Origin of the sequence: Microlunatus sp. Gsoil 973, assembly GCF_009707365.1 — a bacterium.
GTDB lineage: Bacteria > Actinomycetota > Actinomycetes > Propionibacteriales > Propionibacteriaceae > Microlunatus.
Genome location: NZ_CP046122.1, coordinates 753,696 through 772,028 on the forward strand (window position 1 = coordinate 753,696; position 18,333 = coordinate 772,028).

An 18,333-nucleotide genomic window follows, 5' to 3' on the forward strand; every position below is an offset into this window, starting at 1 on the left:
CGTCAGGGGTGTCGCACCGCGGCGCCGACAACCGTCGAACAAGGAGGAACAGGCTGATGCCTGTCGTCACCACGCGCCAGCTCCTGGAGAGCGGCGTTCACTTCGGTCACCAGACCCGTCGTTGGAACCCGAAGATGAAGAGATTCATCTTCACCGAGCGCAACGGCATCTACATCATCGATCTGCAGCAGTCGCTGACCTACATCGATCGTGCGTACGCCTTCGTCAAGGAGACCGTGGCCCGCGGCGGCCAGGTCCTCTTCGTCGGCACCAAGAAGCAAGCGCAGGAGGCCATCGCCGAGCAGGCGACCCGGGTCGGGATGCCGTTCGTGAACCAGCGCTGGCTGGGCGGCATGCTCACCAACTTCCAGACCGTCATCAAGCGGGTGCAGCGGCTCAAGGAGCTCGAGGGCATCAACTACGACGACGTTGCCGCCTCCGGCCTGACCAAGAAGGAACTCCTCGGGCTGCGGCGCGAGAAGGACAAGCTGGAGAAGACTCTCGGCGGCATCCGCGACATGGCCCGCACCCCGCAGGCCGTCTGGATCGTCGACACCAAGAAGGAGCACCTCGCGGTCGACGAGGCACGCAAGCTGCACATCCCGGTGATCGCCATCCTGGACACCAACTGCGATCCCGACGAGGTCGACTACGCGATCCCGGGCAACGACGACGCGATCCGTTCGGTGTCGCTGCTCACCCGCGTACTGGCCGACGCCGTCGCCGATGGCCTGATCGCCCGCTCCGGCGAGCAGTCCGGCGACGTCGCCGCCGAGCCGATGGCCGATTGGGAACGCGAACTGCTGGCCGCCGGCCAGGAGGCCCCGGCGGCCGAGGCGTCGGCGTCCGAGGCGTCGGCATCCGAGGCACCGACATCCGAGGCACCGGCTTCCGAGGCACCCGCAGCCGAAGGCGCCGTGGAGGCGGCCGAGGCCCGGACCCCGGCCGACGAGCAGCCGGAGACCGCCACGCAGAACGCCGAGGAGGCCGCCGATGCCGCGGTCGACGTCGAGCAGCAGAACGACCAGCCTGCCAACAACTGACGACTTCGAGTCGACCTGGTTGTCGACCCGGCAGCAGACCGACTCGAGCACGACGAGAAGAACGAGGACAACCAAGAGCTATGGCAACGATTGCTGCCGCTGATGTGAAGAAGCTCCGCGACGCCACCGGCGCCGGGATGATGGACGCCAAGAAGGCCTTGGTGGAGGCCGACGGCGACTTCGACAAGGCGATCGAGGTGCTCCGGGTCTCCGGCGCCGCCAAGGCCGCCAAGCGGGGCGCCGAGCGGTCGGCGAGCAACGGACTGGTGGCTGCGGCCGACGGTGCGTTGATCAAGCTCGCCGCCGAGACCGACTTCGTCGCCAAGAACGAGGAGTTCCAGAACCTCGCCACGGCGATCGTTACCGCCGCCGCGGAGGCCAAGGCCGACGGCGTCGAGCCCGCCAAGGCGGTCACGCTGGAGGGTGGCCGGACGGCTGCTGACGCGGTCACCGAGCTGGCGGCCAAGATCGGTGAGGCCCTGGAACTGGCCGATGCCGCCTACGTCGACGGCAAGAGCGCGGTCTACCTGCACCGTCGCGACCCCGACCTGCCGCCGCAGATCGGCGTCCTGGTCGCCTACGAGGGCGACGACGAGGAGGCCGCCAAGGCGGTTGCCCGGCAGATCGCGGCGATGCGCCCGAACTTCCTGACCCGGGACGAGGTTCCGGCCGAGGAGGTCGAGCGGGAGCGTCGGATCGCCGAGGAGCGGGCCCGCGAGGAGGGCAAGCCCGAGCAGGCGATCGGCAAGATCGTCGAGGGCCGGGTGAACGCCTTCTTCAAGGAGGTCGTCCTGCTGGACCAGCCGTCCGTGCTGGACCAGAAGACGACGGTGGCCAAGGAACTCCAGGCTGCGGGCGTGACCGTCACCCGATTCGTACGCTTCGAGGCCGGAGCCTGATTAGATAGGAACCATGCGCCGTGTGAGACGAGGAGACTCGGATCACACGGCGCATGTTCGGTTCTGCAGCCGTTGTACCGTTTCCGACGACACCGAGGAGAACTGATGGGCGAACCCTACAAACGCGTTCTGCTGAAACTCTCCGGCGAGGTCTTCGGCGGCGGCAGAGTCGGCGTCGATCCTGATGTGGTGAGCGCGATCGCCAAGCAGATCAAGGCGATCGCAGACCGCGGCGTGCAGGTCGCCATCGTCGTCGGCGGCGGCAACTTCTTCCGTGGTGCGGAATTGCAGCAGCGCGGGATGGAACGCGACAGGGCCGACTACATGGGCATGCTCGGCACGGTGATGAACTGCCTGGCGCTGCAGGACTTCTGCGAGAAGGAGGGCGTGCAGACCCGGGTGCAGACGGCGATCACGATGGGGCAGGTCGCCGAACCCTACATTCCGCGGCGCGCCGAACGACACCTGGAGAAGGGCCGCGTGGTGATCTTCGGCGCAGGCTCGGGAATGCCGTACTTCTCCACCGACACGGTCGCCGCCCAGCGGGCCCTGGAGATCGGCGCCGAGGTGCTGCTGATGGGCAAACAGGGCGTCGACGGGGTGTACGACGCCGATCCCCGGACCAATCCCGATGCGGTGAAGTTCGACGAGCTGACCTACGACGAATTCCTCGCCCGCGATCTCAAGGTGGCCGACGCCACGGCCATCAGCATGGCCCGTGACTACAAGCTCCCGATGATCTTCTTCGGCCTCGACGAGCCGGGCAGCATCGAGGCTGTCGTCGCTGGTGAGAAGATCGGTACCACGGTGCACGCCTGACGGCGGGCGCCTCGACGAACGTTGAACACTCAAGGAGCCGACCTGTGATCCCCGACATCATCTCTGACGCCGAGCAGAAGATGGCCAAGGCCATCGACTATGCGAAGGACGAGTTCGCCGCGATCCGTACCGGTCGTGCCCACCCCGCAATGTTCTCCAAGTTGACCGCCGACTACTACGGCTCGCCGACCCCGATCCAGCAACTGGCCAGCTTCCAGGTGCCGGAGGCCAGGATGATCCTGATCACGCCGTACGACAAGGGCGCGATGCCGGGCATCCTGAAGTCGATCCGCGATTCCGATCTCGGCGTCAATCCCACCGACGACGGCAACATCATCCGGGTCACCTTCCCCGAACTCACCGAGGACCGGCGCAAGGAGTACATCCGCCTGGCCCGGACCAAGGCGGAGGAGGCGCGAGTTGCGATCCGCAACGTTCGCCGGAGCGCCAAGGACGACATCGACAAGCTGGTCAAGGATTCCGAGGTGGGCGAGGACGAGGCCAATCGTGCGGAGAAGCAGCTCGACGGGGTGACCAAGAAACACACCGATCAGGTCGACGAGCTGCTCAAGCGCAAGGAATCAGAACTCCTCGAGGTCTGAGTGGCTGCCGAGGCCGATTCCCCGGACGATCCGGAGGATTCCCCGCAGATGCAGCACCGGCCGCCGCCGAGGCCGGGTGGCGACCTGCCGATCTGGTCGACGGACCGGCCGCCGGTGGATTACGGACGGGTGGGTCGTGACCTGCGCGCAGCGATCATCACCGGCGTCCTGTTGGGCGGCGCGATCGTCGCCTCGTTGATCTTCTTCAAGTTCGGTTTCATCCTGATCATGGCCGCCCTGCTGGTGCTGGCAACGGTCGAACTCGGCCACAACTTCGCCCGCCGGAACATCAAGGTGGCTGCGGTACCGGTGGCCGTCGGCACCGGGCTCGCGGTGATCGTCCCCTATCTCGCCGAGTACATCCCTTCACTGGACGGCAACGGGTTGGGCCGCAACGCCGTGCTCGTCGGACTGCTGGCGCTGACCTCGATCGCCGCGCTGGCCTGGCGGATGCGTGGCGGGTCCCAGGGGTTCCTGGTCGACGCGTCGGCGAGCCTGTTCCTGATCGCGTACGTCCCGCTGCTCGGTTCGTTCGCATCGCTGCTGCTCGCCGGTGACCGCGGTATCGCGCGTGTGGTCACCTTCATCCTGGTCGTGGTGTGCAGCGATCTCGGCGGTTACGTCGCCGGCGTCCTGTTCGGCCGACATCCGATGGCCCCGGTGATCAGCCCCAAGAAGTCCTGGGAAGGCTTCGTCGGGTCGATGGTCTTCGCCACCGCAGCCGCTGTGCTGATGGCGGTGCTCGGACTGAAGGTCGACTGGTGGGTCGGGCTGGTGCTCGGACCGCTGCTGGTGCTGGTCGCCACAGTCGGTGATCTGGTCGAGTCGTTGATCAAGCGCGATCTCGGGATCAAGGACATGAGCAGTTTCCTGCCCGGTCACGGCGGGGTGATGGACCGCCTGGACTCGTTGCTGCTGGCCGCCCCGATGGCCTGGTTGATCATGTACCTGTTGGTGCCCGGCGGCTGATCGGTCGTTGCGATCACTGATCATCCGGTGGTTCATCCGCCATCCAGTCGCTCCCGAAGTGCCATGGCATCGCGCGGCGAATGCACCTTGGCGTCGTTGTCGAAATAGATGTAGACGTCCTCGACCTGCCTCCGCCATCTTCTGATCTTGGTCGCCCAGGCGTCCAAGCCTTCGTCGGAGTAGCCGGAAACGTAGAGTTCGTCGGCGCCGTGCAGGCGGACGTAGCAGAAGTCCGTGGTGATCTCCTCGATCTGCGGCCAGATGCCAGCTGTGTCGGCGATCACCATCGCGACGTCGTGATCACGAAGCAGCTGGAGGAACTCCGGCGTCTTGTAGCTGTCGTGCCGAACCTCGAGGGCATGCTGCAGCCGCTGATCACCGCGTTCCGGGTTCAGGAAGACCCGGTCCTCGGTCAGCCGGTCGTCGTGTCGGGCGCCCAGGTCCGCCGCCTCGGCGTGCGTCCGGGGCAGCGCGGCGAAGAATCTGGCCAGCCGATCAGGGTCGTAGCCGAGATCGGGTGGCAGCTGCCAGAGGATCGGGCCGAGCTTCGATCCCAGGGGCCAGTACGCCGGAGGCGAAGAAGTTGGCCAGCGAAGTCTCGGGATCCCGCAGTTTCTTCATGTGCGTGATGAACCGTCCACCCTTGACCGCGAAAACGAAGTCCGGCCGCACCTGATCCCGCCACTGCAGGAAACTGCTCGGGCGTTGCAGAGCGTAGAAGGTGCCGTTGATCTCGATCGACGCCATCCGTTCGGCGGCGTAGGCGAGCTCCTTGCGGTGAGGCAGGCCCTTGGGGTAGAAGACCCCGCGCCACGGCGGATAGGTCCACCCGGAGATGCCCACTCGGATCATCAGCGATTCCTGTTCGACGTTGCCCGCATGGGACAATAGTGCCGTTATGACAACCCTTCCCCTGGTCTTCGAAGCGCCCAAACGCGGGTTGCCGCCGAAGCACATCGCGGACCTGACGCCCGAGGAGCGGGCCGAGCGGGTCGTGGCGCTGGGGGAGAAGGCGTTCCGCGCCAAACAGTTGTCCAACCACTATTTCTCCCGGCTGACCGTCGACCCGCGGGACATGACCGACATTCCGGCCGCCGCCCGCGAGCGGCTGGTCGACGAGCTGATGCCACCGCTGCTGACCGAGGTCAGAGTGGTCGCGGCCGACAGAGGCAGCACCCGCAAGACACTGTGGCGGGCCCACGACCACACGTTGATCGAGAGCGTACTGATGCGCTATCCCGACCGCGCCACGCTGTGCATCTCCAGTCAAGCCGGCTGTGGCATGGCCTGCCCGTTCTGCGCCACCGGCCAGGGCGGCCTGCAACGCAACCTGTCGACCGCGGAGATCGTCGACCAGGTCCGGTCCGCTGCGGCGGTGATGCGCGACGGCCTGATGCCCGATGCCACCGGCCGACCGAGTCCCGGTCGGCTGAGCAACATCGTCTTCATGGGTATGGGCGAGCCGCTGGCCAACTACAGGCGGGTTGTCGCGGCCGTCCGACGGATCACCGAGCCGGCTCCGTCCGGCCTCGGCATCTCGCAACGCTCGGTGACGGTGTCGACGGTCGGCCTGGCTCCGGCGATCCGGAAACTGGCCGACGAACGGATGCAGGTGCGTCTGGCCGTGTCGCTGCACACACCCGACGACGAGCTCCGCGACACTCTCGTGCCGGTCAACAACCGCTGGTCGGTCGACGAAGTGCTGCAGGCGGCCCGCTATTACGCCGACACCAGCGGTCGACGAGTCTCCATCGAGTACGCCCTGATCCGCGACGTCAACGACCAGCCGTGGCGCGCCGACCTGTTGGCCAAGCGGCTCCGCCAGCATCTTGGCCAGCTGGTGCACGTCAACGTGATCCCGCTGAACCCGACACCCGGATCGAAGTGGGACGCCAGCCCCAAACCGGTGGAGCGGGAGTTCGTCCGCAGGGTGAACGCCGGTGGCGTCGCCTGCACCGTTCGGGACACTCGCGGCCAGGACATCGCCGCCGCCTGCGGACAACTGGCTGCGTCGGAGAGCTGACCCCGGGATCCTCTCTTGGACCCACATTGGCTGGGGTTTGGAGCAGGCTGTGTTGTCTGTGAACACCCCTGCCAGAACGGCTCCTGCCTCCTAGGCTCGCGTCGCGATCACGCTACGCAGGGGGGTCAAACAATGAAGTCTTCCCAGCTCACCCGCCGAAACTTTCTGTACGGGTCCGCGCTGCTGGCCGGGGCCTCGGTGCTCAGCGCCTGCTCGACCGGCGGGAGCTCGAAGAACGCCGGAGGCAACCCCAATGCCGGCGGAGGCGGCAGCGCAGCCAGTACGGCCAAGGGATCGGCCACCAAGCCCCTGCCCAAGCCGGGCAGGTTCAACGAAGCGCCCTCGCTGAAGGGCAAGGGGCTGCCGCCGGTGGAGCAGCGGCTCCCGACCGATCCATACGTCATTCCCCACCACTGGGTGCAACCGGGCAAGTACGGCGGTCGGCTGAACATGAACACGCTGTCCACCCAGGGAGCCGCCAAGGCCGATTCGGACCGGGAATTCTTCTACGGCAACTCCCTGCTCCGCTGGCTCAACGACGGGCTCGACGTCGGACCCGGCCTGGTCGAGACCTGGCAGTCGAATGCCGATGCCTCGGAGTGGACCCTGCACTTCCGCCAGGGCGTGAAGTGGTCGGACGGAACGCCCTTCACCACCAAGGACATCATGTGGTGGTGGGAGAACTTCATCCTCGCTGAGAAGATGGCCCAGACACCGCCGGACGAGACCCGCTCCGGCAAGGGCACACTGGCCAAGTTCACCCCCGTGGACGATCACACCCTGAAGATGTCCTTCGACGCCCCGGCGCCGCTGACCGGCGACCGGCTGGCCATGTGGGTCAAGGGCGCCATCGGCAACAACGGTCCGATCTGGACCATGCCCAGCCATTACCTCAAGCAGTTCCATCCCGGCGGCGGCAACAAGGTTCCGGACGACTGGGACACCGTCGGCGGGCTGATGCAGACCAAGGCGGACTGGCACCGCAACCCGGACTGCCCGACGTTGATCGGCTACAAGTGCAAGTCCTTCGACAACAACGACGGCGTCGTCCTCGAGCGGAACCCGTACTACTGGGTGGTGATGCCCAACGGTGATCAACTTCCCTATATCGACGAGATCCAGATCAACGTTGTCACCGACCCGGAGGCCGGGAAACTGCAGGTGCAGCAGGGTAGTGTCGACTACCTGCAGGGCTACTTCAACGGGACGACGCTGAACGACGTGCAGGGTTTCCGGGACAGCGGGCCGAAGGCGCACACCCAGGTGATCTTGTGGGACAGCGGTTCGGGTACGGGTTCGATCTTCTTCTTCAACTACGACTACATCGACGATGATCTTCGTCCGCTGATCCGGAACCCGAAGTTCCGCCAGGCGATCTCGCACGCGTTCAACCGCAGTGCGGTGCAGCAGGCCGTCTATTTCAACACCGGCCAGAAGACGACCGGGACGTTCAGCCCGAAGGCCAAGGAGTACCACGTCAACGACACCGGCCGGCGGGCGTACGTGACCTGGCGGGATTCGTATGTACAGTACGACCCGGCGAAGGCCAAGTCCCTCCTCGACTCGATCGGTGTCAAGGCTGGACCGGACGGGATCCGGACGCTGCCCAACGGGAAGCCGTTGAAGCTGCGACTCGACTACCAGGCCGACGAGGACGACGAGCACAAGACCAAAGATGATCATCTGGTCGCCGACCTCAAAGCCATCGGAATCATCATGCAGATGAACCCGATCCCGCCGCAGAGCTACGACGATCAGTGGAAGTCGGGCAAGTTGATGTCGCACAGCGACTGGGAGGTCGGGGACGGACCCAACCACCTGGTCTACCCCCAGTGGCTGGTGCCGCTGGAGTACACCCGCTGGGCCCCGCTGGAGGGGCAGTGGTACCAGCAGATCGGGACGTCGACCAACAAGACAGAACTCAATGTCAACCCGTGGAAGCGCCATCCACCGCGGATCCTGCCGGATCCGAACGGACCGATCCAGAAGCTCTGGGATCTGTACAACAAGAGCAAGGTCGAGCCTGACGAGATGAAGCGGGACCAGCTGGTCTGGGACATGATCAAGGTGCATGTCTCCGACGGCCCGTTCTTCCAGGGGACGGTCGCCAACTACCCTTCGGTGATCGTTGCCAAGACCGACCTGAAGAACGTTCCCCTGAAGGAAAATCTTGCCCAGGGTGGTTTCGTGAACCCGTGGACCCATCCCGTGCCCGCCGTCTACGACCCGGAGACGTGGTACTGGGACAGTCCCGACCAGCACAACACCTAGAGCTCTGCGCGTGGGTCTCGCCTGGCCAGGCGGTGCGCGGCAAGGTGATGGCCTACTCCGATGCCGACTACGTCAGCGCCGCCCGAACGGCGGGCTCATCGGACCTGCGGATCCTGCTTGCCGACCTGCTACCCAAATGCCGCCAGCCACATCGTCGCGGTGTCGATGTTGGCGATCCCGGCCGCCTTCCTGGCCGAGACGGCCCTGTCCTTCCTCGGCATCGGCATGCCGTCGATCCCTACAGCCAGGACGCAACGATGCCGAGACGAGCGCTGCGAGCACGATGCGTGACCAGACGAGAGGAGACACGGTGACCGAGCGGGTGCGCAGCGGACTGCCGCATTTCACCGGGATCCACACCTACCAGGACCCGCAGGGGCGCTTCGAGTTCCGGCATCCCTGGGGATGGCAGGAGTCGGAACTTGAGGATGATCGGGACGGAGTGATCGTCAGCCCCGAGGATGCCGATAACGACACCTGGTTCGCGGTCTGGGTCACCGCCCTGGACACCAGTGTCGAGGCCGCGGACCTGCCGGTACTCAAGGAAGGGTTCGATGCCGGGCTCGCTCGGCTGGCGGGTGTTGAGATCCAGGAAGGCAACGACAAGACGTACAACAACATCGTCCGGTTGGAGCGGGTGCTGATCTTCACCGAGGGAGCCATACGGCGCAAGCGCCGGGTGTGGGCGTTGTACGCCGACCAGTGGCAGTTCGTCGTGGCCTACCAGGGGGCGACCGAGGACGAGTACGCCTACTGGCTGCCGATGGGCAACTACTGCTTCACGTCCTTCAACCTGCCGTCGGCGCTCTGGTTCGCCACCGATCCCGCGGTCTACAAGCGGCCGGGCAGGCAGGACCCGGGCGGAGCACGGACGGGTTGCTGATGCCCATGGCATTCGACCGTTGGGTAGCCTCCCGACCATGACGAATCCCTACGACGCCATTGCCGAAGTACCGGCGTTCACCCTTACCAGCAGCGACATCGCCGACGGTCAGGAGCTCGCCAAGCCACAGGTCAGCGGCATCATGGAAGCCGGTGGCGAGGACGTGTCGCCGCAGCTGTCCTGGAGCGGCTTCCCGGAAGGGACCAGGAGTTTCGTCGTCACCGTGTTCGATCCCGACGCTCCGACCGCTTCGGGCTTCTGGCACTGGGCCGTCGTCGACATCCCGGTTTCGGTGACCAGTCTGGAGACGGAAGCCGGGGACGAGACGGGTTCCGGTCTGCCCGACGGAGCCTTCCAGCTCGCCAATGATGCTGGTCTCAGGCGCTACGTCGGGGCCGCGCCGCCGTCGGGGCACGGCCCGCACCGCTACTTCACGGCGGTCCATGCGGTCGACGTCGAGTCGTTGCGGATCCCGGCGGATGCCAGCAATGCGTTCCTCGGCTTCAACCTGCACTTCCACACGCTGGCGCGTGCGGTACTCGTGCCCTGGTTCGAGGTCGCCTGACTGCGTCGCGAACCGCGGAGCAGTGGAACATGATCGACATCCGGCCGGCCAAACCGAACTACACCGGGTCAGATCGCAGCGGCCCTGGTCAGCATCAGGATGTCCATCCGTCCCTGCTGGACGACGTCCTCGCGCTGGTTGATCAGTTTCAGCTCCCGCTGCACGACACCGGTGTTGCCCTTGCTGGTCAGCCTGGTGCCGACGATCTCCACGAGGCAGGTCAGGGTGTCGCCGATGAACACCGGGTTGGTGAACCGCCAGCCGTCGATGCCCAGCAGGGCGACGGAGCTGCCCTCGAACGCGCCGATACGGGCGATCAGACCCAGGCAGAGCGAGGCACCGAGCATGCCGTGCACAATGCGCTGCCCGTAGCGGGTGTGCTTGGCGAATTCGGCGTCGGTATGCACCTGGTTGTTGTCACCGGTCCACGCGGCGAAGCTCATCACGTCGGCCTCGGAGATGGTCCGACCGGCAGTGGTGAAGGTTTGCCCGACGGAGAAGTCCTCGAAGTACAGCGGTCCCATGGCGGCCATCATGGCAGCCATGGGACCTGCGACCGCAACCCGTTCTGTGCCGCCGACGACCCATCAGATGGGTGCATGCCGGCCGGTCGGCGCGGGTGTGGCTGATACGTCCTCACTCGCTGGATTTCGGGACATTCTGGACGGCGAAGAGCCCCAGCCGTCCGGGCTGGGGCTCTTCGCGTCAGATGTCGTCGACCAAACAGTTGATCATGCGGCCAGATGGTGCTGGACCGGCTGGTCCTGCAGAGCCAGCGCCAACACCTCGCCGACGTCGCTGACCGGATGGATGGCCAGGGCCTCCCGGACCGAGTCCGGCAGGTCGTCCAGATCAGGCTCGTTCCGCTTCGGGATGATCACATCGGTCAGCCCCGCGCGGTGAGCGGCCAGCAGCTTCTGCTTGACGCCGCCGATCGGCAGCACCTTGCCCTGCAGCGTGACCTCGCCGGTCATCCCGACGCTCGACTTGACCGGCCGTCCGGAGGCCAGCGACGCGAGCGCCGTTGTCATCGTGACGCCCGCGCTCGGGCCGTCCTTCGGCACCGCGCCGGCCGGCACGTGGACGTGGATCCGCTTCTCGGCAAGATCACCGGCCAGGCCGCGAGAGCGCAGATAGGACAAGGCGATCTGCACCGATTCCTTCATCACATCGCCCAGTTGACCGGTCAGGATCAGCCCGGCGTCACCATCCATCTCGGTTGCCTCGATGAACAGCACGTCACCTCCGGCGCCGGTGACCGCCAGCCCGGTCGCCACGCCGGGCACCGAGGTGCGTTCGGCGCTCTCCCGGGTGAACCGCGGCCGTCCGAGATAGTCCTTCAGGCTGTCGATTGTGATCCGGATCGGCTGTTGATCATCATCGGATTCCGGTCGGGAATCGAGCTGCACCGTCGCCTTGCGCAGCACCTTGGCGATGGCGCGCTGCAGCTGCCGCACGCCGGCCTCCATGGTGTATTCGCGGGCGATCAGTCCCAGTGCCTCGTCGGTGATCGTCACCTCGCCGGCCTCGAGGCCCGCCTTGGTCAGCTGGTCGGGGAGCAGGTGGTCCCGAGCGATCGCGACCTTCTCGTCCTCGGTGTAACCGTCGAGGGTGACGACCTCCATCCGGTCCAGCAGCGGCTGCGGGATGGTGTCGATCACGTTGGCGGTGGCCAGGAACAGCACGTCCGACAGGTCGAGATCGACTTCCAGGTAGTGATCACGGAACGTGTGGTTCTGGGCCGGGTCGAGGACCTCGAGCAGTGCAGCCGCCGGGTCACCGCGGTAGTCGGCACCGACCTTGTCGATCTCGTCCAGCAGGATGACCGGGTTCATCGAACCGGCCTCACTGATCGCCCGGACGATCCGACCGGGCATTGCGCCCACGTAGGTCCGCCGGTGTCCGCGGATCTCGGCCTCGTCGCGTACACCGCCCAATGCGACCCGGACGAACTTGCGGCCCAGTGCACGGGCGACCGACTCACCGATCGACGTCTTGCCGACGCCGGGCGGGCCGACCAGGGAAAGCACTGCACCCGAGCCGCGGCCGCCGATCACCGACAGGCCACGACGGTTGCGCCGCTGGCGTACCGCCAGGAACTCCACAAGGCGCTCCTTGACATCGTCCAGGCCGGCATGGTCGGCATCCAGGATCTCCCGGGTCCGCTTCAGGTCGTCCGAGTCCTCGGTGCTGGTGCTCCAGGGCAGCTCGAGCACAGTGTCCAGCCAGGTCCGGATCCAGCCGGTCTCCGGCGACTGTTCGCTGGTCCGCTCCAGCTTGTTGACCTCGGTCAACGCGGCCTTGCGCACGTCCTCGGGAAGATCGGCCTGCTCGACCCGGGCCCGGTAGTCGTCGGCGCCCTCCGGGTCGTCCTCGCCCAACTCCTTGCGGATGGCGGCCAATTGCTGGCGGAGCAGGAACTCCCGCTGCGTCTTCTCCATGCCCTCGCGGACGTCCTTGCCGATCTGGTCGGCGACCTCCTGCTCGGCCAGATGGTCCTTCGTCCAGCCGACCAGGGCCTCCAACCGGGCGACCACGTCGGGCTCGGACAGCAGGGTGATCTTCTGGTCGTGACTCAGGTACGGTGCCCAGCCTGCGGTGTCGGCGAGCTGGCCGGCATCGGTGATCTTCTGCACCGAGTCGATCATCTGCCAGGCGTTGCGCTGCTGCAGGATCGATGTCACCAGGGACTTGTATTCCCGGCTCAGCTCCGCGGCCCTGGCTTCGTCGCTGACGAACGTTTCGATTTCGTGGGCCTCGACCCACAAGGCGGCTCCGGGGCCGATGACGCCGGCGCCGATCCGGGCCCGCGACTCGGCGCGCACGACGGCCGCAGGCTCACCACTGGGCAGTCTGCCCACCTGTTCGAGCACTGCGATAACGCCGACCGGGGCGTACTCGCCGTCGGGCCGGGGGACCAGCAGCAGCCGGTCCTCGGCGGTCTGGGCGGCGTCCACCGCGGCGCGGGACTCCGACTCGTCCAGCTCGATGGGGATCACCATGCCCGGCAGCACCACCGAGTCGGAGAGCGGCAGGACGGGCAGTTTCTGGGTGTCGGTCATGTCCTACCCAACTGCGCGTCCACCCGTCCCATTCCAGAGTTGAGTCTGGTTCGCTCAAGGTGAACATTTCGGTCGTTGCTGTCGGATCCATCGCGCCCCGTTCGATGAAGGGGTGAAGGACCGAACCGACGTGACCCGACCAGGGAGTCGACGATGAACTGCACCGATCTCGCACCCACCGACATCGCCCCCACCGGCCGAGAACGCGCAGCCAGAACCCTCCATCCGGTGATCTCCCGGGTCTGGCAGAAGGCGAGCCCGGAACAGGTGCTCGCTGCTCACCACCGGGGATGTGCCGAGGCAACGCGACGGATGCTCGGCACGCTGTCCGGCTCGCCCGCCGTCATCCGGGCGGCCGATGCCGCGACCAAGGCGGCCCTGAGTGCACCGGTCGCCGGCCGGACGCTGTTCGCCGCGCTCCGGTCGCTGCCCGTACCCGACGAACCGGTCGCCAGACTGTGGCACGCCGCGACGCTACTTCGGGAGCACCGCGGCGACGGGCACAACGCCGCGCTGATGGCCTACGGGATCGGCGGCCCGGAGTCGCACGTGCTGCGCGCGTTGTCCGACGGTCAGCCGGCTCATGAGGACGGCCGGATCCATCATCTCGGCCGGCGTCGGATTGACGCCGTCATCGCCGGCATGAAGGTCCGCGGCCTGGTGGAGGAATCGGGTGCGCTCAGCGATCACGGTCGTCGCTGCAAACAACTGATCGAGTCGCTGACCGACCGGTTGGCGGCGACCGCGTATCGCGCCCTGCAGCCGGCGGAACTGGACGTGCTGATCACCGATCTGCAACTCATCGGCAAGGCGGTCGACGCCACCGGTTACTGAGCCGGAGGGTGGCGGCTGGTCGGTGCCGCGGATGTGGCTCGCATAGGTCTGGAATAGTGATCAACTTCGCGCTATTACAGGAAGCAACAGCTGATCCCTCGCTCCCCGCTACGGGCTGTCCCCGGATCGTGCATACACGTACGAAAGGTGGCTTCAATGGCTGTTCTCCAACCGAGTCATGAATATGGCTCGACGGCTGCAAAGGTGTGGCCCTGGTCGATGACCCGCGGCGCGCTCGCCGTGATCTTCGGGATACTCGGGTTCGTCCTCCTGTTGCCGATCGGCACGCTCAGAATGTTTGCCATGGTGATCGGGATCTTCGCGATCCTCGACGGGGTGGCCAACGGCGTCGAGGCATCTCGACGGCGCAGCACTCCTATGGTGCTTCGCGGCATCGCAGGTCTCGTCGGCGTCGTCTTCGGCGTCCTGGCCCTGGTGATGACCGGAATGACCATGACCACGATGCTCTGGATGACCGGTATCTGGGCGTTCGTGATCGGTGGCCTGGAATTCGTCAGCAATCTGATCGAACGCGGCGCCGGTCACCGCGACTGGATCTTCGGCCTGATCATGGGCGGACTCGCTGTGGTTCTCGGCGTACTGGCCGTGGCACTCATGCCGGGCATGACCCTGCTGATCTGGCTGGCCGCGATCGCGACCGTTCTCTGGGGGATCGCCGGCCTGATCATGGGCGGCAGTGAACGGAGCCTCTCCCGTCACACCAGCTGAATTCCAGCAGTACCGGCCCGGACCCGGCAGCATGAATCGCTGCGGGGTCCGGGCCGACACTAGGTTGGGTCCATGTCAGCCACGCCGGCACTGTCCGAACTCGCCGCCGAAGTGGGCATCGCGACCCGGTACGACGATTGGCGCGGCGGCCTGCGCGAGGTCGCCGACGACACATTGATCGCCGTCCTCCAGGCCTTGGACATCGACGCCTCGACACCAGAAGACGCGGCCCGCGCGCTGTCCCGAAGGCGAGCCGGGAGCAGGCGGCCCGGCCTTCCGGTGTGTTGGGTGACCCGGGCCGACCAGCTCGAGCCGATTCCGGTACGGCTGCCGTCCGACGCAGCCGCTTCACTGGTTGTCCGGACCGAGGCCGGTGACGAGCAGACCGTGCAGCCCGGCACTGCCGTCGACAGCTACCAGATCGACGGCGAGCGGACCGAACTGCGCCCGACGCCGATACCGGACCTGCCGAACGGCTACCACACGTTACGGCTCAGCGTCGGCGACCGGGTCTGGTCGATGCCGTTGATCATCACGCCCGGCCGGTTGACCCGGCCCGGCCTGGACGATCAGGGTTGGGGGCTTGCGGTTCAGCTCTACAGCATCAGATCCGAACAGTCCTGGGGGATCGGTGACTTCAGTGATCTTGCTCGGCTGGGCGGCTGGTCGGCGTCCGAACACGGCGCCGACTACATCCTGATCAACCCGGTTCATGCCGCAGAACCGCTGCCACCGATCGAACCCAGCCCGTACCTGCCGGTGAGCCGGCAGTTCGTCAACCCGATCTACCTGCGTCCGGAGGAGATCGAGGAGTACGCCGGGCTCGATCCGGCGACCTGTCGCCTCATCTCCGATCTGCAGCGCACCGCTGCCACCTCCGACCGGACCGACGACGACATCTCCGGCAGCGCGAGGATCGACCGTAATGCCATCTGGGGTGCCAAACTCCGGGCCCTGCAGTTGATCTTCGCCGAGCCGCGGACCGACGAGCGTCAGCAGGCCTATCGCGACTACCGGCACCGGGAGGGAGCCGATCTTGATCGGTTCGCTACGTGGTGTGCGATCGCGGAACAGCGGGGCGCGGACTGGCGCCGTTGGCCCGAGGAGTTGCAGGAACCTGACTCAGCAGCGGTCGCCGGGTTCACCGATGATCATGCCGGCCGGATCGACTTCCATCGCTGGCTGCAGTGGGTCACCGACGAGCAGCTGGCCCAGGCACAGCGCGTGTGCCGGCAGGCGGGCATGGGGCTCGGCCTGATGCCCGACCTGGCGGTGGGAGTACATCCGGGCGGCGCCGACACCTGGGGCCGAGCCGAGCTGTACGGCACAACGGTCGATGTCGGGGCGCCACCGGACGCGTACAACCAGAACGGACAGGACTGGGGACAGCGACCCTGGCGACCGGATCGCCTTGCAGCATTGGGATACCAGCCGTTCGTCCGGCTGGTCCGCACGGTGCTGCGGCACGCCGGTGCGGTGCGGATCGATCACATCATCGGCCTGTTCCGGCTCTGGTGGATCCCGGTCGGTGTGCCGGGCGCCGGTTCGGGCGTCGGCGGCCCGGGGGCCGGCGCCTATGTCCACTACGACCATCAGGCGTTGGTCGGGATCCTCACCCTGGAAGCCGAGCGGGCGGGCGCGGTCGTCGTCGGTGAGGACCTCGGGACGGTCGAGCCGAGCGCCCGGAGCTACCTGGGAGAACGCGGCATCTTCGGCACCTCGATCCTCTGGTTCGAGAACACGCCGTCCGAGGGCGGTGGTGACCTGCCGCGGCCGGCAGATGAATGGCGGGAGTTGTGCCTGGCCTCGGCGACCACTCATGATCTTCCGCCGAATACTGCCTACCTGGCCGGTGATCACGTACGCCTGCGGGCCCGGCTGGGTCTGCTGACCCGTCCGTACGCCGAGGAGCTGGCCGCAGATCGGCGGGCCAGGTCCGCCTGGCTGGCCGCCCTGGTCGAAGCCGGCGTGCTGGACAGCGAAGATCAACGCCTGCCCGACAACCCCGGACAGCCGGGCGACCACGCGGGCGTTGAGCGGGGAGTCGATCGTGATCTTGTCGATCGTCAGCTGCTGGCCCTGCACCGCTATCTGGCCCTGACTCCCGCGCGGTTGATCAACGTCGCGCTGACCGATGCCACCGGTGACCGCCGGGCGCAGAACCTGCCCGGGACCGCCAACGAGTACCCCAACTGGCGGGTACCACTGGGGGATCGGCACGGAAACCAGGTCACTGTGGAGAATGTGATGACGATGTCGCGGGTGTCCGAAGTGATTTGCGCCGCCCGTGGATGCGGTGCCGGCGAGGCGGGTGACCCACCGCAGTGAGCGCCGAGAGCACCCCACTGCAGCAACCCACCGAGGACCAGGGGAGCCTGACGACGGTGCTGATCGCGTTCGGCGCCAATCTGCTGATCGCGGTGGCCAAGACGATCGCGGCAATGATCACCAGCTCCGCGTCGATGGTCGCGGAAGCGGCACACTCGTGGGCCGACACCGGCAACGAGGTCCTGCTGCTGATCGCGGACCGCTCGGGACGCCGCGGCCGGGACGACGGCCATCCCCTCGGCTATGGCCGGGACAGCTACGTGTGGAGCATGTTCGCCGCCTTCGGTCTGTTCACCGCCGGCGCCGTGGTGTCGATCATGCACGGCTTCCAGCAACTGTTCGCCGCCGAACCCGGCGAGCACTTCCTGATCAACTACATCGTGCTGGCGATCGCGTTCGTCCTTGAGGGCACCTCGTTCGTCCAGGCCTTCCGGCAGGCCCGGGGGTCGGCCGACGACACCGGCGCCGAACACACCCTGGAGTACGTGCTGGACACCTCCAACCCGACGCTGCGCGCCGTCTTCTTCGAGGACGCCGCGGCACTGATCGGCGTGGTCCTGGCGGCAACCGGCATCGCGGCCCACCAGCTGACCGGATCGCCGGTGCCCGACGCGCTGGGGTCGATCGCAGTCGGCATTCTGCTCGGCGTCATCGCCGTGGTCCTGATCCAGCGCAACCGCAACTTCCTCCTCGGACAGCAGATCAGCCCGGAACTGCGCCGCACCGTGCTGCGGGAACTCCTCGCCCATCCCGATGTCGAGCGGATCACCTATCTGCACGTCGAGTTCGTCGGGCCGAGCCGGGTCTACCTGGTGGCCGCGGTCGATCTGACCGGCAACGAGCGGGAACACGATCTCGCTGTCCGGCTGCGCGGGGTGGAGCGCGACCTCGAGGGTTACGCGGTGATCGAGGAAGCCGTGCTGACGCTGGCGACCCAGGACGAGCCGGCGCTCGAGCCGTAGCCGCACTGATCGCCGCGCGCGCCGCGCCGCGCCGCGCCGCGCCGCGCCGCGCCCGTCACCGCGCCGCGCACCGCGCCGCGCCCGTCACCGCGTCCGTCGCCGCGCCCGGTCGCCGGGCCCCGTCGCTGCGCCCCGTCGCGAACGCTCCCGCACTGTTTGCTCGTCCCCGCACCGTTTGCTCGTCCGCGCACCACTTGCTCGGCGGCGCACCCGCTGCAGGTGGTGCGCGGCCGAGCAGGTGGTGCGCCATCGAGTTGGCAGTGCGGGGCCGACCAACTGGTGCGGGACGGAGCGGTGCACGCGTTCAGGTTCGCGCCGTGTCCCGGTCGCCACAGGAGGGCACT

General features: G+C 66.9%; 17 protein-coding genes. 13 read left to right on the plus strand and 4 right to left on the minus strand.

Features of this window, described 5'->3' with window-relative positions; genetic code table 11:
* Positions 1-56: 56 nt before the first annotated feature.
* From rpsB to GJV80_RS03535, 5 genes are all read left to right on the plus strand, one after another.
* The gene (gene rpsB, locus GJV80_RS03515; RefSeq protein ID WP_154686706.1) at positions 57-1,043 is read left to right on the plus strand and encodes a 30S ribosomal protein S2; all 987 of its coding nucleotides are present in this window, start codon (positions 57-59) and stop codon (positions 1,041-1,043) included.
* Between the two features lie 80 nt (positions 1,044-1,123).
* Positions 1,124-1,942 (plus strand): translation elongation factor Ts, encoded by an 819-nt coding sequence (gene tsf / locus GJV80_RS03520; protein WP_154686707.1) that lies wholly within the window; start codon positions 1,124-1,126, stop codon positions 1,940-1,942.
* Between the two features lie 102 nt (positions 1,943-2,044).
* Positions 2,045-2,761, plus strand: coding sequence for a UMP kinase (pyrH, locus tag GJV80_RS03525; protein ID WP_154690008.1), 717 nt, complete (start codon positions 2,045-2,047; stop codon positions 2,759-2,761).
* Between the two features lie 47 nt (positions 2,762-2,808).
* Positions 2,809-3,363 (plus strand): ribosome recycling factor, encoded by a 555-nt coding sequence (gene frr, locus GJV80_RS03530; protein ID WP_230208492.1) that lies wholly within the window; start codon positions 2,809-2,811, stop codon positions 3,361-3,363.
* A complete protein-coding gene (locus tag GJV80_RS03535; RefSeq protein ID WP_230208097.1) occupies positions 3,364-4,332 on the plus strand; it encodes a phosphatidate cytidylyltransferase in 969 nt (322 codons plus the stop codon).
* Positions 4,333-4,364: 32 nt separating this feature from the next.
* Here GJV80_RS03535 and GJV80_RS03540 read toward each other — a convergent pair whose 3' ends face one another.
* Together GJV80_RS03540 and GJV80_RS24475 are read right to left on the minus strand one after the other, a co-directional pair.
* The gene (locus GJV80_RS03540) at positions 4,365-4,937 is read right to left on the minus strand and encodes a DUF72 domain-containing protein (protein ID WP_370518887.1); all 573 of its coding nucleotides are present in this window, start codon (positions 4,935-4,937) and stop codon (positions 4,365-4,367) included.
* Positions 4,828-5,184 carry a DUF72 domain-containing protein gene (locus tag GJV80_RS24475; RefSeq protein WP_255455528.1) on the minus strand — a complete coding sequence of 119 codons (357 nt, stop codon included), beginning with the start codon at positions 5,182-5,184 and terminating at the stop codon, positions 4,828-4,830. Before GJV80_RS24475 ends, GJV80_RS03540 begins: the two co-directional genes overlap by 110 nt.
* A 46-nt stretch (positions 5,185-5,230) precedes the next feature.
* Here GJV80_RS24475 and rlmN point away from each other — a divergent pair, with 46 nt between their 5' ends.
* From rlmN to GJV80_RS03560, 4 genes are all read left to right on the plus strand, one after another.
* Positions 5,231-6,355 carry a 23S rRNA (adenine(2503)-C(2))-methyltransferase RlmN gene (gene rlmN, locus GJV80_RS03545; RefSeq protein WP_154686709.1) on the plus strand — a complete coding sequence of 375 codons (1,125 nt, stop codon included), beginning with the start codon at positions 5,231-5,233 and terminating at the stop codon, positions 6,353-6,355.
* A 132-nt stretch (positions 6,356-6,487) separates the two neighbouring features.
* Positions 6,488-8,626 (plus strand): ABC transporter substrate-binding protein, encoded by a 2,139-nt coding sequence (locus GJV80_RS03550; RefSeq protein WP_154686710.1) that lies wholly within the window; start codon positions 6,488-6,490, stop codon positions 8,624-8,626.
* A gap of 310 nt (positions 8,627-8,936) precedes the next feature.
* A complete protein-coding gene (locus GJV80_RS03555; protein ID WP_154686711.1) occupies positions 8,937-9,509 on the plus strand; it encodes a hypothetical protein in 573 nt (190 codons plus the stop codon).
* Positions 9,510-9,546: 37 nt separating this feature from the next.
* A complete protein-coding gene (locus GJV80_RS03560; RefSeq protein ID WP_154686712.1) occupies positions 9,547-10,074 on the plus strand; it encodes a YbhB/YbcL family Raf kinase inhibitor-like protein in 528 nt (175 codons plus the stop codon).
* A gap of 68 nt (positions 10,075-10,142) precedes the next feature.
* Here the strand turns inward: GJV80_RS03560 and GJV80_RS03565 are convergent, their stop codons facing one another.
* Positions 10,143-10,619 (minus strand): MaoC/PaaZ C-terminal domain-containing protein, encoded by a 477-nt coding sequence (locus tag GJV80_RS03565; RefSeq protein ID WP_230208098.1) that lies wholly within the window; start codon positions 10,617-10,619, stop codon positions 10,143-10,145.
* Between the two features lie 186 nt (positions 10,620-10,805).
* Positions 10,806-13,136 (minus strand): endopeptidase La, encoded by a 2,331-nt coding sequence (gene lon / locus GJV80_RS03570; RefSeq protein ID WP_154686713.1) that lies wholly within the window; start codon positions 13,134-13,136, stop codon positions 10,806-10,808.
* A gap of 153 nt (positions 13,137-13,289) precedes the next feature.
* Between lon and GJV80_RS03575 the strand changes: the two genes are divergently transcribed.
* From GJV80_RS03575 to GJV80_RS03590, 4 genes are all read left to right on the plus strand, one after another.
* Positions 13,290-13,970 carry a MarR family transcriptional regulator gene (locus tag GJV80_RS03575; RefSeq protein ID WP_154686714.1) on the plus strand — a complete coding sequence of 227 codons (681 nt, stop codon included), beginning with the start codon at positions 13,290-13,292 and terminating at the stop codon, positions 13,968-13,970.
* A 156-nt stretch (positions 13,971-14,126) separates the two neighbouring features.
* Positions 14,127-14,699, plus strand: coding sequence for an HdeD family acid-resistance protein (locus GJV80_RS03580; RefSeq protein ID WP_154686715.1), 573 nt, complete (start codon positions 14,127-14,129; stop codon positions 14,697-14,699).
* Positions 14,700-14,771: 72 nt separating this feature from the next.
* Positions 14,772-17,027 (plus strand): 4-alpha-glucanotransferase, encoded by a 2,256-nt coding sequence (malQ, locus tag GJV80_RS03585; RefSeq protein ID WP_154686716.1) that lies wholly within the window; start codon positions 14,772-14,774, stop codon positions 17,025-17,027.
* On the plus strand, positions 17,024-17,989 hold the full coding sequence (locus GJV80_RS03590) for a cation diffusion facilitator family transporter (protein WP_154686717.1): 966 nt from the start codon (positions 17,024-17,026) through the stop codon (positions 17,987-17,989). Before malQ ends, GJV80_RS03590 begins: the two co-directional genes overlap by 4 nt.
* Positions 17,990-18,333: the final 344 nt, after the last annotated feature.